The following is a 15,394-nucleotide window of genomic DNA, read 5'->3' on the forward strand; positions in this document are numbered from 1 at the left end:
GGCTGGAGTCGGCCCGGTATGGACCAGATGGCACGAATTCGAGTATTGAAAGCCAACGGCATTAACATAAAAGAGCAATACCTTAAACAACTCGGGAAACCGGTAACTGTTCTCAAAGTATGCCAAACAAGTCTACAACAGCAGCGGAAATTGCTGGAGCGGCCACCGTTTGAGACGTTGGGCAATATTCCAGCGTTGAAAGGGCCGACCACTAGTCTTGCTCAGATTTTACGTGCAATCAAATCAGCCTAAAGCCCATGTGGCGGTTGGCACTCGTAACTCCTTTTCGATTTATTTCCTACAGTGACTTGACGCTATCATTAATAAAAAAAAAGCTTGACTTTTTCCTCTGTTAGTTGTTAAAATACCTATCGAGTTAAAAAATGAATATTTTAAGGTGCTCTTATCCAGAGTGGTGGAGGGACTGGCCCGATGAAACCCGGCAACCGCCCTGGGCGAAGGTAAACCGCTAGGCCGCCAGCGGTATATACCTTGGCCAAGGGAACGGTGCCAATTCCTGCAGAAGTTTATCTTCTGACAGATAAGAGGGTTCGTATTTATGAAGGCCTCTTCTGTTTAGAAGAGGCCTTCTAACGTCTGGAGCAGAGCACACAAGAAAGGGATGAGGTGGAATGAGCGAAAAAACTTATCAGGAAATCAATGCCCGCATAAAAAGTGGCAAGGCGGTGGTAGTAACAGCAGAAGAATTTATTGACATCGTTCGAGAGAAGGGGTTAACCAGAGCATCGCAGGAAGTGGATGTGGTAACCACCGGCACCTTTGCACCCATGTGCTCCTCCGGCGCTTTTCTTAATTTTGGCCACCCGGCCCCGCGTATCAAGATGTACCGGGTCTGGCTCAACAACGTACCGGCCTATACGGGCATTGCAGCAGTGGATGCTTATATTGGAGCTACTGAACTCCCTGAAGATGATCCCCTTAACAGTAATCATCCGGGAGAATTTCGCTATGGTGGCGGCCATGTGATTGAAGATCTGGTAGCAGGAAGGCCCGTACGCTTAAAAGCAATAGGTTACGGCACCGACTGTTACCCCCGGCGGGAGATCGAAACCACCATTACCATTCATGATATTAATGAAGCTATTTTATTTAATCCCCGTAATGCCTATCAAAATTATAATTGTGCAGTGAACCTGTCCAACCGTACCATATATACTTATATGGGGATTCTAAAACCCAATTTGGGCAACGCTCACTATTCCACATCCGGCCAGTTAAGCCCTTTACTCAAAGATCCTCATTTTAAAACAATTGGAATTGGTACACGTATTTTCCTGGGTGGCGGGATTGGATATGTGGCCTGGCACGGCACCCAGCACTTCCCGGCCATACAGACGGATCCCGATAGCGGCAGAGAACTGGGACCTGCCGGTGGCACCCTGGCGGTTATCGGGGATCTAAAGCAGATGAGCCCACGCTGGCTCATGGGCACCAGTTACCTGGGCTACGGGGCTACTTTAAGCGTGGGTATTGGCGTGCCCATCCCGATTTTAAACGAGGAAATTGCCCGTTATGCTGCGGCATCCGATGCTGAATTATATGCCCCCATTGTTGATTACGGCGAGGCTTATCCCAACCAGAAGCCGGGTAATCTGGGTTATGTCAGTTATGCCCAGCTCAAGTCGGGGAAGATTGTAGTGCAGGGCAAGGAAGTACCTACTGCACCGTTGTCAAGTTACCCACGGGCCAGGGAAATAGCCGGTATTTTAAAGAAATGGATTCAAAATGGAGAATTTTACCTTGCCGAACCCGTACAATTACTACCTTCTCCTGCCGATGGTTTGACGGGAAAGGTTTTGAAAGGCTAAATATTGAGGAGGATAAAAGCCATGTCGCCCAGGAAAATAGTTTTACGCTTCGGTCCCGAGATCTCCGATAAGCCCATCATATACCGGCTGGTTAAGGACTACGATCTGGTAATGAATATCTTAAAAGCCAATGTTAACCCTCAGAAGGAAGGTATTATGGTTCTGGAGTTAAGTGGGGACAATTATGAGCAGGGTCTGAATTATCTACGGGAACAAGGTGTAACTGTTCAGGCACTGACCCATGAGGTGGTGCGTAATGAACAGCGCTGCACCATGTGCGGTGCCTGTACCGCCATCTGCCCCACCGGTGCCCTGCACCTGCGAAGGCCGGAAATGGAAGTAGTTTTTGATGGAGATAGCTGTGTGGTCTGCCAGCTCTGCGTGAAAGCCTGTCCGGTCAGGGCCATGGAAGTTAAACTTTAAGGCTTAAGGAGAGTAAGTAAAGAACAGGTTATTGCGCTGCTACCTTTTTGAGGGAGGTAAAGGTGTACTTGGAACGCACCTATCGCTATCGCCACCGGCAGGAGGACCTGATCCATTTTCAGGTGGTGGTAGGAGAAACGGATCTGGATATAGGGGTGCGCAGGGAGCGCTTTTCTCCCGGGCTGGTGGAAAAGGTAACGCAAATAGTACGGCAATGCCGGGTTCCCCTGGAAGAATACATAAAAAGGGACCCGGCATTCCTTAAAGCTCACACTCCTTATGATATATTGCCCGATGCCCCTCCTATTGTAAAGGAAATGGCTGAAGCGGCCAGGATAGCCGGCGTTGGTCCTATGGCCGCTGTGGCAGGAGCCATTGCTGGAAGAGTGGGCAGAGTTCTAACTCGCTTCAGCCGCGATGTTATAGTAGAAAACGGAGGGGACATTTACCTGCGCAGTACCCGGCTCCGGCGGATTGGCATTTACGCCGGAGATTCACCTTTCTCTCACCGCCTGGCGTTAGAAGTACGCCCTCCGGATACGCCCCTGGGTATATGCACTTCCTCTGGAACGGTAGGGCACTCTTTGAGTTATGGTATTGCCGATGCGGTAGTTATCCTTTCTCCCAGCCCGGCTCTCGCTGATGCCGTAGCCACGGCATCAGGAAACCTGGTCAAAGAGCCGGGTATGGTGGAACAGGCGGTAAATTTTGCAGCCAGCATACCTGGGGTTACCGGAGCTCTGGTTATTTGCCGGGACAGAATGGCCGTATGGGGTCGCCTGAAGCTGGTACCATCCTGAATTATAGGTGCTTAAAAAGGCTGTTTTGATATTCTTTTTCCCTCAACCGGTTCTTTATAATTTTGCCAGTGGGAGTTCGAGGTAGCTCGCCAAATTCGATAACCCTGGGCAGCTTAAAATGGGCAATGCGTTCCCGGCAGAATTTTAAAATTTCCTCAGCAGTCAGGTTGCTTCCCGGTTTGGGGACGATAAAAGCCTTGGGTATCTCTCCCCATTCGGGGTCAGGAACGCCTATGACGGCTACCTCCAGTACATCCGGATGCTCATAAATACAATTCTCCACTTCCACCGTGGAAATATTTTCACCACCACTGACTATGATGTCCTTCAAGCGATCTTTTATTTCAATAAAGCCGTTGGGATGCATCACAGCCAGGTCTCCACTATGAAACCAGCCGCCGCGGAAGGCTTTCTGGGTTTCTTCCGGTTGCTTATAGTAACCCAGCATGACGTTATTGCCTCGCATAATTAACTCTCCCATCGTCTTTCCATCAGCAGGTACATCGATCATCTGTCCGGGTTCAACGACACGCACAAAACCGGAATGGATGCAGGCTACCCCCTGGTGAACATTAGCCGCTTTTTCACTTGCACCCGGTTGTTCCCAGCATGCTAACCATTGAGAAATGGAATGATGACCGTATACTTCCGCCAGCCCGTAGATAGTGGTTACCTTCGCTCCAATTTCCTCTAAACTTTTTATAGCAGATGGAGGCAAAGGAGCTCTGGCTATAATGTTGAGATCTGCCTTTTTTAATTTATAATCTTTTCCCTTGAGATAACCGGCCAGGGAGTACATCAATGCCGGGGTGGCACAAAGATGAGTGACCCCCTCCCTTTCAATAATATGGTATATGTTACCGGGATCTGCCCGGCGCAGGCATATGTGGGTCCCCCCCACTGCCGTAACACTCCAGGTAAAACACCAACCGTTACACTGGAACATGGGCAATGTCCACAGGTATACTGAATCGGAACTCATTTTGTGTTCCAAAGCTTCCCCGAGGGCAGTCAAATATGCCCCCCGGTGGTGGTACATAGCACCCCGGGGCAGGCCAGCAGGACCGCTGGTGTAGTTAATGGCAATGACCTCCATTTCATCTTCAATGGCATTGGGAAAAGGTTCCGGGGAGCCAGTGGCCAGGAATTCTTCGTACTCGGGCCCGTCCAGGGGACGATGACTGCTGGCATCGCAGATATTAACAAATAATCTGATACCGGACAGGTCTTTGAGGATAGCGGCAATTAGAGGTGCATATTCATTATCTACAAAAAGAGCCTTGCTATCGGAATGATTGATAATGTAGCCGATTTCCCGGGGAGATAGCTGCGAATTTATGTTAACCAGGGCTGCCCCCAGCATAGGGACCCCAAAATGGGCTTCCAGCATGGGTGGAATATTGGGACATAAAAAGGCTACTTTATCTCCCCTTTTAAGACCGGCCTTTTTTAACGCACTGGCCAGGCGGTTAATGCGGCGGCAAAATTCACTGTAGGTATATCGCCTTTCATTATAAATCACCGCTGTTTTATTCCGGTAAACCAGGGCATTGCGCCTCAGAAAACTTAATGGAGTAAGTGGCTCGTAAAAAACTGAACGCAGTGACATAACGCGCGCTCCCCCCTTAACGAATTAACCGGAAAAACGGGATTGATTTTGTAAGAAGTTTAAATCTTGCGTATTATTATTGAATTTTTCGAATTAACATTTTATTAATTCTCCCTTTCCTCCCTCTTCCCTGCTGTGACCCTGGGTGTTCGCCGCCTGCCAGAATAATTTTCATTAAATCATACTCTTAACAGCTTCCGGAAACGCCTCCCAGTAGTCTTGAATCACTTCTACTATTGTAAGCTGGCGTTGTTCAGCCAGCTTTATTTCGTAAGGCCTGGCCAGAGGCTGCCTGGAAGGGGAAAATAAAACCAGAACGCGGGGGTACAGGGAAAAACCCCGCTCGGTTTCCAGTACCACACCAATTTCACCGCTGGATAACCGGACCAGGCTGCCTGCCGGATAGGCAGCTACATTACTCAGAAAAGCCTGTACGATATCAAAATCAAACAGATAATTACCGGAGCCGGCAATCATTTCATAAACTTCATGTACTGGATAGGCCGGACGGTAAACCCGGTCAGCAGTCAGGGCATCATACATATCTACAAGGCCGGTAATCTGGGCAAATTCATGAATTTCCGGCCCTTTCAGCCCCCGGGGGTAACCCTGCCCCTTGTAGCGTTCGTGATGCTGTAAAGCAACGATCCTGCATAAAATATTTGCTCCTGGATCTTGCTTGAGAATCTCGGCGCCGTATATGCAGTGCTTTTTAATAAGCTCAAATTCCTCATCGGTCAGGGGGCCTGGTTTGTTTAATATTTCCAAAGGGATGCACGTTTTACCAATATCGTGGAGCAAGGCCGCCATACCGAGATGAAACAGGCCCCTGCGGCTGTAACCAAGGGTTATGCCGGTAATTATGGCCAGCACACAAACGTTAACTGAATGACCAAAGGTATATTCATCAACGCTGCGGATATCCACCAGATTAATCATCAAAGAACGCCGGCTAAGTAACTCGTCAATAATTTCATTAACAATTCCAAATATATCCTTAACCCCAATAAGTGCCCTGGCGGGAATGGTTCCCCGTGGTGATTTTGAAAGGAGAAGGGTCTTGACCCGGGCAATGGCCTGAGCCCGCGTCTCTTCGGAAATAACGTCCTCAACTTCCACACCCGGAAAATCATCTATATATACAGCCGGAATGCCCAGCATTTTTAACCTGGCAATAAATCGCTCGGTAAGTATAGTACCCGCCTGAAGCAACACCTGCCCCGACGCATTATAAACTGCCCTGCCGACCCTTGAACCCGGACGCAGTAAAGCTGTAGGGACTTTGCGCATATCTTACATCCTTCTGTACCGTATTATCATCTTTTATTATAATGTTTAGTTTAAATTTAATTTCGACGAAAATCAAGATTTTTCCTTACAGAGTTAAAATTTTAGATCCTGTGCTGCACCTTTTGTTTGATGACGATATATAGCAGGCAGACAACCAGAACTCCAGCAGCCAGCAGGGGCAATCGAGATTGGATAAGAGAAAATATGGATTCCCAGTGGTGGCCAAAAAATATTCCAATGCCCAGGTTAATCGAAACCCAGCTCAAAGCAAACAGGAAGTTATAAATTAAAAACTGCAGAAATGGTAAACGGCTGATACCGGCCAGGTAGGGAGTTAGATTGCTGATCATGGGTACAAAGCGACCGAAAATGATGAAAGCAGGCGCCGAACGATATACCCAGCTGCGCGCCTGATCAAATTTATCCGGAGTAACCAGCAAATACTTACCATAACGGAGAAAAAAGGGCTCACCAATACAACGGCCAATGGTGTAAGCCACCGTGGCACCTACGTTAAAACCCAGTACGGCCGCTGCCATTATATGAAAAAGGTCAAGCTTGCCCTGGTTTACCAGAATACCGGCCAGGAGAGTCATCAGGCCCCCGGGAAAGGGAATACCCAGTGCTTCCACAATTAACCCCAGGAACAACCCGCCTGCCCCCAGAGCGCCCAGATAATCCAGCACCCAGTCTTTCATTAAATCACCCTCCCGGGCTTTAACATTCCCGGAAAGGGTGCGTTATATAGTAGCTGACCAGCCCCAGATTTGTCCTTTGCATCATCTAGCCGGGCCTTGATAACTCATAATACCCTGGCAGTACCCCGGTATATCAGACCGCGTTGACCATCCACCGTTACCGTTTCTCCATCAGTAAGAATGGAGGTGGCCGCATCTACCCCTACAATTACCGGAATACCAAATTCCAGGCCGACAATGGCCCCATGGGAAGTCAGGCCACCTGTTTCGGTAATCAGGGCGGCTGCCTTTTCTATGGCCGGAACAAAATCCTTATCTGTAAAGGGAGTAACCAGAATATCACCCGGTTCAACCTTTTCCAGAGCTTCTTTTAAAGTGCGGCAGATGCGCACACGCCCGGTTACCGCCCGTGTGCCGATACCCTGACCCCGGGCCAGTATATCGCCAACGGTATGTACCTTTAACAGGTTGGTGGTACCGTGGACACCTGCAGGAACACCGGCGGTAATAACCACCAGGTCCCCCGGTTTAATGAGATTTGCCGCCAGGGATGCTTCAATGGCTGATGCAATCATGCTGTCGGTATCCTGGGTGCGTCCTACCAGCAGGGGTTGCACGCCCCAGACCAGAGCCAGCTTGCGCAATACCCGTGCTACCGGCGTCACGGCTATGATAGGTGAGCGGGGGCGGTATTTGCTTACCATTTTAGCCGTATAGCCCGTTTCCGTGGAAGTAATAATAGCAGCGGCTCCCAGATCCTGGGCAGTAGTGCAGGTGGCATGACTGATGGCATCGGTAACAGTGTGAGCCAGCGCCCGGCCCCGCCTTTGAAGAATATCTTCGTAGGGCAGGGATTGTTCCACCCGGCTGGCGATGCGGGCCATTGTTTTTACCGCTTCTACTGGATAATGCCCCGCAGCTGTTTCTCCCGAGAGCATAATGGCATCGGTACCATCCAGAATAGCATTGGCCACATCGCTGGCTTCGGCCCGGGTGGGACGGGGATTGTGGATCATGGATTCGAGCATCTGGGTGGCAGTAATAACCGGTTTGCCGGCCAGGTTACATTTTTCAATTATAGCTTTTTGGATTAGCGGCACTTCCTCCACGGGAAGGCCAACTCCCAGATCGCCCCGGGCTACCATAATACCATCGGCCACCCTTATAATCTCGTCCAGGTTTTCCACGCCTTCCCTGGTTTCTATCTTGGCAATAACATCCACATCCGCCCCCTGTTCCTCAAGGATACGGCGGATGGCCAGTACATCTTGAGCCCGGCGGATAAAAGAAGCGGCAATAAAGTCCACTTCCTGCTCAATGCCGAATTTGATATCGCGGATATCCTGTTCGGTAATGGCAGGCAGGTTTACCGGAACTCCAGGAAGGTTCACGCCCTTCTGGCTGGTCAGCTCACCCCCATGAACCACTTCACACTCCACTTCGTGGTCATTGACTCCAGTTACCCGTAATTCTATTAAACCATCGGCAATCAAAACGGTATTTCCCGGAACCAGATCCCGTGGTAACCCAGGGTAGTTGACAGGCAATCGCTCCGGAGTTCCTTTCACATCCTCGGTGGTAAGAATTACCCGCTGCCCGGCCTTTAGCACCACGGGTTCCTTTTCAAGGTAGCCGAGGCGAATTTCTGGCCCCTTTGTATCCAGCAAAATGGCGATATTCTTACCCACTCTGCCGGCAGCTTCCCGTATATTGGTGATGCGCCGGGCATGGTCCTCGTGGGTCCCGTGGGAAAAATTAAGCCGGGCAATATTCATACCTGCCCTCATCATTTCCATGAGGGTTTCAACCTGTTCGCAGGCCGGACCGATGGTACAAATAATTTTGGTTTTTCTCAAGGACTGTTCCTCCTTAAATGGCTAAAATGCCTGCCAGCCGGTAAACATCCAGGTCAACGGTTTTTCTCTGGCCCAGCACCCGATCCAAATCGGTTTCCACAATTTTCCCTGCGGCCATACCGACCATTTTACAGGTCGCCCCCTGCATGAGTAATTCCACAGCCCGGGCACCTAGCTGGCTGGCCAGAATCCGGTCAAAAGCAGTAGGGGTCCCCCCCCGCTGCAGATGGCCCAGAATGGTGACTTTGGTATCAAAACCGGTACGTTCTTTAATCTGTTTACCTATCTCCAGACCGCTGCCAGCTCCCTCAGCTACGACAATAATGCTGTGCAGTTTTCCCCGCCGGTAACCCTTGTACAATTTGTGACAAATTTCTTCGATACTGAAAGGATACTCGGGGATGAGAATGGACTCGGCTCCCCCGGCCAGACCGGCGGCAATGGCCAGAAAACCGGTATCACGTCCCATAACTTCCACAATAAAGGTACGTTCATGGGATGTGGCCGTATCGCGGATTTTGTTAATGGCATCAACGGCAGTATTTACGGCAGTATCAAAACCTATAGAGTAATCCGTACCGCTGATATCATTATCAATGGTTCCAGGAATGGCCACTACCGGGAGCCCGTATTCCCGGTGGAAAATACTTGCTCCTGTAAAGGATCCATCACCACCGATGACCACCAATCCCTCCAGACCAAAGCGCTCTACATTTTCCCATGCTTTGGCTCGGCCCGCGGGTGTTTTAAAATGTTCGGAACGGGCGGTATGTAAAATAGTGCCTCCCCGGTGAATAATATCGGCTACCGATCCCAGCCGCATGGGTTCCATATCGCCCTCAATAAAACCGTTAAAACCCCTTTTAATACCGATTACTTCCAGCCCGTGATAAATTGCTTTGCGGACCACCGCCCGGATGGCCGCATTCATTCCCGGCGAATCACCGCCGCTGGTCAAAATGCCTATTCTTTGCAAATAAAATTCCTCCCTGGCTTATCAGGTGAAGTATCATTATTAAGTTACGTCATTGCCAGGTAAATATTCAGGACCAATACGCCTGAATCGTTCAAAACGCCTCCTCAAAAGTTCCTCCACCGAGTATCCCACCAGCTCTTCCAGATGATGGGCAATAGCTTCACCAACCAGCCGGGCAGCCTCATTTTTATCCCGGTGAGCACCACCCAGGGGTTCTGGAATAATCCCATCTATAAGCTGGTAAGCATAAAGTTCCTGGGCGGTAATTTTCATAATTCCGGCAGCATCCTGGCAGCGGGTTGCATCTTTCCACAAAATAGATGCGTAAGCTTCCGGGGAAATAACGGAAAAAACAGCGTATTCCTGCATCAGGATCCGGTCACCTGAAGCCAGAGCCAGGGCTCCGCCACTGCCTCCTTCTCCAAGAATCACCGAGATCACCGGCACGCGCAGGGTGAGCATACCGGTAATACAACAGGATATGGCATGAGCCTGTCCCCTTTCTTCCGCTCCCATACCGGGATAAGCGCCCGGGGTATCGATAAAAGCCAGAACAGGGCGCTTGAATTTTTCTGCCTGTTGCATAAGCCGCAGGGCTTTACGGTAACCTTCGGGGTGAGCCATGCCGAAATTGCGGGCCAGGTTTTCCTTCGTATCATGACCTTTCATATGACCTATTACAGTTACCGCTCTTCCACGAAACCGGGCTATACCTCCTACTATGGCCGGATCATCGCCGAAGCACCTGTCCCCGTGAAATTCAATAAAATCGGTACACAGCAGCTTGATATAATCCAGAGTGTTAGGGCGCCCTGGATGGCGGGCAATAAGCACCTTTTGCCAGGGGGAAAGCTGACTGAAAATGGCCTCTTTTAACTCTCTAGATTTTTTTTCCAGATTCTCAATTTCTTTACTCAGGTCAATGCCTTTTTCACCGGCAAAGCGCTGAAGCTCTGCTATTTTTTCTTCCAGTTCAACTATGGGACGTTCGAAATCGTAAACCATCTTAATCGCTCCGGTGTAAATCTAAAATCTGGGCCAAAGTTTTTTTCAATAGCGGCCGGGGAACAACCGCATCAACGAAACCATGCTGCCGCAGGAATTCTGCACTTTGAAATCCCTCGGGCAATTTCTGGCGGATTGTTTGTTCAATTACCCTGGGGCCTGCAAACCCAATCAGCGCCCCCGGTTCAGCCAGTATGATATCCCCGGCAAAGGCAAAGCTGGCGCTAACCCCTCCCGTTGTCGGGTCAGTTAGTACGGATATATACAGCAATCCTGCAGAGGAAAAAAAGGATAGTGCCGCGCATGTTCTGGTCATCTGCATTAACGAGAAAATTCCCTCCTGCATGCGTGCACCACCGGATGCTGAAAAAATGATAAGGGGCAGTCGCTTTTCCCGGGCGCGTTCAATGGCCCGGGTAATCTTTTCCCCCACCACCGTACCCATACTGGCCATCATAAAGCGGGTATCCATTACAGCTACAGCCACGCGATGCCCGGCAATATCACCCTCCCCGGTTACTACTGCTTCTTTCAGCCCGCTCTCCTGTTGTGCCCTGGCCAGTTTTTCACCGTATTCAGGGTTTTGGAAAGGATTTACCGGCCCCATATCCCCGTCCCATTCAATAAAGGTACCTTCATCAATGGTAATTTTCAATCTTTCCCGGGCGGAGAGGCGAAAGTGGTAGCCACACCTGGCACAGACTTTTAATTGCTTTGCCAGCTCCCCTGAATACTGGATTTCATGACAGCGGGGACATTTAACCCACAGGCCATCGGGTATATCCCGGGTTACGGGATTAACCGTTGCATAACGCTGCCGCTGCTTTTTAAAAATATCCAGCATCTCGACTCCCCTGTTATTTTTTAAATTGAATTTATTACTTCCAGTGCTTCATCAACTTCGGCTTCCGGTACCAGGATTTCCACTGAACAATTACACCCACAATGGGATGGCGAAAGTTCCCGCAGTTTTACCAGTATACCTTCACTGGTAAGAATTTCTTTAATCCTGGTTGCTTCTTTTTTATTTGGAGCAATATACACTACCGTCCACAAGGTTCCCACCCCCGGGGCCCGGTTTTATTTTTTAAAATTAACTATAACAATAAGTATATCCAGAGTAATAACCCTGGATACTGTTTTAAGCTTTAAAGCAAATCATCATTGCGCATAACACCATACTTGGTTAGCAATTCGACCTTGCCGCGGATTTTAATCGCCGAAGTATGTTCAGTAAACTGGGCAATCATGATTTCGCCCTTATCCAGCTTCTCTGAATGGTGAAAACGGGTATCCTTGCCACGGGTAAGGCCAATAATAGTTACCCCGTTCTCCAGTGCTTTTACTGCTACATAATCGGCGTTAATTTCCCAGCTTTCAGGCATGGAGGTACCTCCTTTTCAGGCAAAATGCCGCTTTCAGCAGTTACATCATAGCATACCGCCGGAGCTTTGACAAGCTACCTGCCAGGCGTTTCCTTTACTCTCACGTTCTCCGGGCCCAACAGGGCGGCCAGTTCAGTGACCACAGGTGATGACAGGTCAGTCCAGTAGTTCTGCGATGCCCTGGCCAGCTTTTTTTCCAGGGGGAAGTACAGGTAAACCGGCGCGGAACCCGGGTAGCTGCGCAGGATCATCTGCACCCGCTTTATCAGCTGGGGTGTGGCTTCCCTGAACTGTAAATACAGGCTCGACCCGGATTTTTTCTGTAGCGGTAAAACTTCCTCGGCAATGATTTTCAGCGCCTCACCGCTAGAACTCAGTTGACCCTTAATCAACACAACCTTATCTGGGCTGATGAGTTTGGCGTACTGCTGGTAGACACGCGGGAAAAAGACCACTTCTATATTTCCGGTAAGATCCTCCAGAGTACCAAAAGCCATCGGTTCTCCCCGCCGGGTATTGATGCGTTTCAAGGTTGTAAGCATGCCGCCAACCGTAACCCCGGCAGGTTCACCTTCTTTAAGTTCTGCCACCGTGGCCGTAGTTTCTTCCACCAGCGCCTGGCGGTATTCTTCCAGCGGATGGCCACTAATATAAAGTCCCAGAGCTTCCTTTTCCAGGGCCAGCATTTCAGCACGGGAGTATTTTTGTACCCGGGGAAGGGGAAGATCTTCTTCTGTTTCCTGCCAGAACTGCTCAAAAGTTAACTGCCCGTTCTGCCGTTGCTGCTGTGATTGCTGGGCCAGAGAAAGCCCCAGCTCAATACCTGCCATCAACTGTGCCCGGTGGTGGCCCAGGGAATCTAGAGCACCGCTTTTAATAAGATTTTCCAGTACCCGCCGGTTGATAACCCGTGTATCCAGGCGCCGGCAGAAATCGGCAAAGCTTTTAAAAGGTCCCTTTTCTTCCCGGGATTTAATAATAGCCTGTACAGCTCCCTCGCCCACGTTTTTAATGGCTGCCAGCCCGAAACGGATTTTACCTTCGATAACAGTGAAGCTTTCCCGGCTTTCATTAACATCCGGGGGCAGCACCTCCAGCCCCATGCGCCGGCATTCCTCTACATAAGCCGCCACTTTATCCGTGTTATCCCGTACCGAGGTCAACAGTGCCGCCATATACTGGGCCGGATAATTAGCCTTCAGGTAAGCAGTCTGGTAGGCAACCAGGGCATAAGCAGCGCTATGGCTTTTATTAAAACCATAGCCAGCAAAATATTCCATTAGATCAAAAATTTGTCCTGCAATCTGGGGATCAACACCGTTTTTTACGGCTCCCTCAATAAACTGGTTCCTCAATCCGGCAATAATCTCCGGTTTCTTTTTACCCATAGCCCTGCGTAAAAGATCGGCTTCACCCAGGGTAAAGCCTGCCAGGTCACTGGCTATACGCATAACCTGTTCTTGATAGAGAATAACCCCGTAAGTATCTTTCAGTATGGGTTCCAGCCTGGGATCCAGGTAAGTAACTTTCTTTTCTCCATGTTTACTTTTGATGAAATCCTCTACCATACCGCTGCCCAGGGGTCCGGGCCGGTAGAGGGCTACCAGGGCCACAATATCTTCAAAGACCTCCGGGCGCAGTTCTTTTAACAGGGCCCGCATACCGCTGGATTCCAGCTGGAAAACACCGCTCCCCTCACCCCTGCACAGGAGAGCGAAAGTTTTCGGGTCATCCAGAGGTATTTCATCAATATTAATTTCCGGTCCACCGCTTTCCCGGATAAGCCTTATAGTATCGGCAATAACGGTAAGGGTTCGCAAACCCAGGAGATCCATTTTCAGCAGGCCCAATTCTTCAACCTGGTCCTTGGCAAATTGTGTGGTTAACGGGCCGTCGGCTGCTTTATAAAGGGGCAGGTAATGAATTAATGGTTCCCTGGTGATTACCACCCCGGCGGCATGGGTGGAAGCATGCCTGGGCATACCTTCAAGAAGGGCAGCAGTATCAATAAGTTTTTTTACCTGTGGATCCCGGTCGTAGAGTTCCTTCAACTCGCTGGATTCATTTAAGGCCCGCTCGATGGTTATGTGCAGCTCTGCAGGTACCAGTTTGGCTATTTTATCAACTTCTCCATAGGGCATATTCAGAGCACGACCAACGTCCCTGATGGCTGCCCGGGCGGCCATGGTACCAAAAGTGGCTATTTGAGCCACTTTATCAGCCCCATATTTCCTGATCAGGTAATTAATTACTTCTCCCCTGCGTTCAAAACACAGGTCAACATCCACGTCAGGCATGGAAACGCGTTCCGGGTTTAAAAAACGTTCAAAAAGCAGGCCATATTTTAAGGGATCGAGGTTGGTAATTCCCAGCACATAGGCTACCAGGCTGCCGGCTGCAGAACCCCGGCCCGGACCCACCGGAATACCATTCTGCCGGGCATAATGAATAAAATCCCAGACAATAAGGAAATAGGCGGAATAGCCCATCTGCCGGATAACTTTCAGTTCGTATTCCAGGCGCTGTTTTACGGGTTCGGTGACTTCCCCATATCGGCGGCGTACTCCCTCCCAGCAGAGCTGTTCCAGGTAACTGTCCACAGTATGACCCGGGGGAACTTCGTAATAGGGCAGGTGTATCTGTCCGAAACTCAGCTCTACATTGCAGCGTTCAGCAATAAAATTGGTATTTTCCATGGCCTCTTTCAGCTCTCCAAATAAAGAGGCCATTTCTTCTTCACTTTTCAAATACAGCTCCTGGGAGTCAAACTTCATCCTGCCGGGATCGTCCACACTTTTGCCAGTTTGAATACAGAGCAGGATGTCCTGCATTTCAGCGTGCTCTTTTTTCACATAATGCACGTCATTGGTTACTACCAGAGGTATATTCATTTCCCTGTGCAGGCGAAGCAGTTCCTGGTTGACCCTGCGCTGTTCAGGAAGACCGTGATCCTGCAACTCTAAAAAGAAGTTTCCGCGCCCGAAAATATCCTGGTAAGTGGCAGCGGCTTCTACAGCTTTTTCTTTTTTTCCGGCCAGGAGGTTTTCAGTAACCTCACCGGCAAGGCATCCACTTAAAGCTATTAATCCCTTGCTGTAACGGGACAGTGTATCTTTATCTATTCTTGGTTTATAATAAAACCCTTCCGTAAAAGCCAGGGACACCACTTGCAGAAGGTTGCGGTACCCGTCCTGGTTTTCGGCCAGCAACACCAGGTGGTAGAGATGGTCGTCCACCCTGGGTGTACGATCCTTCATGGTGCGGGGTGCCACATAAACTTCACAGCCCAGAATAGGCTTAACCCCATGTTTTTGGCACGCTTTATAAAAATCGATCACCCCAAACATGACACCATGATCTGTAATGGCCAGGGAACTCATACCCAGCTCCCGGGCACGCGTCACGACTTCCTTTATCCGGGCAGCACCATCCAGCAGGCTGTATTCGGTATGTACGTGCAGGTGTGTGAACATATTTTATTTTTACACCCCTGAATCCTGGCTTTATCTTTTTTCATTCGTTT

General features: G+C 49.7%; 13 protein-coding genes, 1 pseudogene and 1 riboswitch. Of the genes and pseudogenes, 4 read left to right on the forward strand and 10 right to left on the reverse strand.

Annotation, left to right across the window (positions count from 1 at the left end; all coding sequences use genetic code 11):
• The 4 genes and pseudogenes from BUB44_RS10935 to BUB44_RS10950 form a co-directional block, all read left to right on the forward strand.
• Positions 1–252 (forward strand): annotated as a pseudogene (locus BUB44_RS10935) (hypothetical protein); the annotation flags it as partial.
• A gap of 148 nt (positions 253–400) precedes the next feature.
• Positions 401–548, forward strand: a riboswitch (SAM riboswitch).
• A gap of 84 nt (positions 549–632) precedes the next feature.
• Positions 633–1,829 (forward strand): homocysteine biosynthesis protein, encoded by a 1,197-nt coding sequence (locus tag BUB44_RS10940; RefSeq protein ID WP_073166282.1) that lies wholly within the window; start codon positions 633–635, stop codon positions 1,827–1,829.
• A gap of 21 nt (positions 1,830–1,850) precedes the next feature.
• Positions 1,851–2,252, forward strand: a complete 402-nt coding sequence (locus BUB44_RS10945) for an NIL domain-containing protein (protein WP_027356366.1) — start codon at positions 1,851–1,853, stop codon at positions 2,250–2,252.
• A gap of 68 nt (positions 2,253–2,320) precedes the next feature.
• Positions 2,321–3,052 (forward strand): UPF0280 family protein, encoded by a 732-nt coding sequence (locus tag BUB44_RS10950; protein WP_083543212.1) that lies wholly within the window; start codon positions 2,321–2,323, stop codon positions 3,050–3,052.
• Between the two features lies 1 nt (position 3,053).
• Here BUB44_RS10950 and BUB44_RS10955 read toward each other — a convergent pair whose 3' ends face one another.
• The 10 genes from BUB44_RS10955 to BUB44_RS11000 all read right to left on the reverse strand — a co-directional run bounded on the left by BUB44_RS10955 (position 3,054) and on the right by BUB44_RS11000 (position 15,344).
• Complete coding sequence (locus BUB44_RS10955; RefSeq protein WP_073166287.1) at positions 3,054–4,661, reverse strand: AMP-binding protein; 1,608 nt, start codon at positions 4,659–4,661, stop codon at positions 3,054–3,056.
• A 174-nt stretch (positions 4,662–4,835) separates the two neighbouring features.
• Complete coding sequence (locus BUB44_RS10960) at positions 4,836–5,951, reverse strand: HD-GYP domain-containing protein (protein WP_073166290.1); 1,116 nt, start codon at positions 5,949–5,951, stop codon at positions 4,836–4,838.
• Positions 5,952–6,052: 101 nt separating this feature from the next.
• On the reverse strand, positions 6,053–6,649 hold the full coding sequence (locus tag BUB44_RS10965; RefSeq protein ID WP_073166293.1) for a DedA family protein: 597 nt from the start codon (positions 6,647–6,649) through the stop codon (positions 6,053–6,055).
• A 104-nt stretch (positions 6,650–6,753) separates the two neighbouring features.
• A complete protein-coding gene (gene pyk / locus BUB44_RS10970) occupies positions 6,754–8,505 on the reverse strand; it encodes a pyruvate kinase (protein ID WP_073166296.1) in 1,752 nt (583 codons plus the stop codon).
• 13 nt (positions 8,506–8,518) lie between these two features.
• The gene (gene pfkA, locus BUB44_RS10975) at positions 8,519–9,481 is read right to left on the reverse strand and encodes a 6-phosphofructokinase (protein WP_073166299.1); all 963 of its coding nucleotides are present in this window, start codon (positions 9,479–9,481) and stop codon (positions 8,519–8,521) included.
• 39 nt (positions 9,482–9,520) lie between these two features.
• Positions 9,521–10,486 (reverse strand): acetyl-CoA carboxylase carboxyltransferase subunit alpha, encoded by a 966-nt coding sequence (locus tag BUB44_RS10980; protein ID WP_073166302.1) that lies wholly within the window; start codon positions 10,484–10,486, stop codon positions 9,521–9,523.
• Position 10,487: 1 nt separating this feature from the next.
• Positions 10,488–11,327: an acetyl-CoA carboxylase, carboxyltransferase subunit beta gene (gene accD, locus BUB44_RS10985; protein ID WP_423219791.1), complete on the reverse strand. Its 840-nt coding sequence runs from the start codon at positions 11,325–11,327 to the stop codon at positions 10,488–10,490.
• A 23-nt stretch (positions 11,328–11,350) separates the two neighbouring features.
• Positions 11,351–11,542: a putative signal transducing protein gene (locus BUB44_RS10990; protein ID WP_027356374.1), complete on the reverse strand. Its 192-nt coding sequence runs from the start codon at positions 11,540–11,542 to the stop codon at positions 11,351–11,353.
• Between the two features lie 92 nt (positions 11,543–11,634).
• Positions 11,635–11,871, reverse strand: coding sequence for a trp RNA-binding attenuation protein MtrB (mtrB, locus tag BUB44_RS10995; protein WP_027356375.1), 237 nt, complete (start codon positions 11,869–11,871; stop codon positions 11,635–11,637).
• 74 nt (positions 11,872–11,945) lie between these two features.
• Positions 11,946–15,344 carry a DNA polymerase III subunit alpha gene (locus BUB44_RS11000; protein ID WP_073166308.1) on the reverse strand — a complete coding sequence of 1,133 codons (3,399 nt, stop codon included), beginning with the start codon at positions 15,342–15,344 and terminating at the stop codon, positions 11,946–11,948.
• Between the last annotated feature and the right edge of the window lie 50 nt (positions 15,345–15,394).

It is taken from the genome of Desulfofundulus australicus DSM 11792 (assembly GCF_900129285.1).
Taxonomy (GTDB): domain Bacteria; phylum Bacillota; class Desulfotomaculia; order Desulfotomaculales; family Desulfovirgulaceae; genus Desulfofundulus; species Desulfofundulus australicus.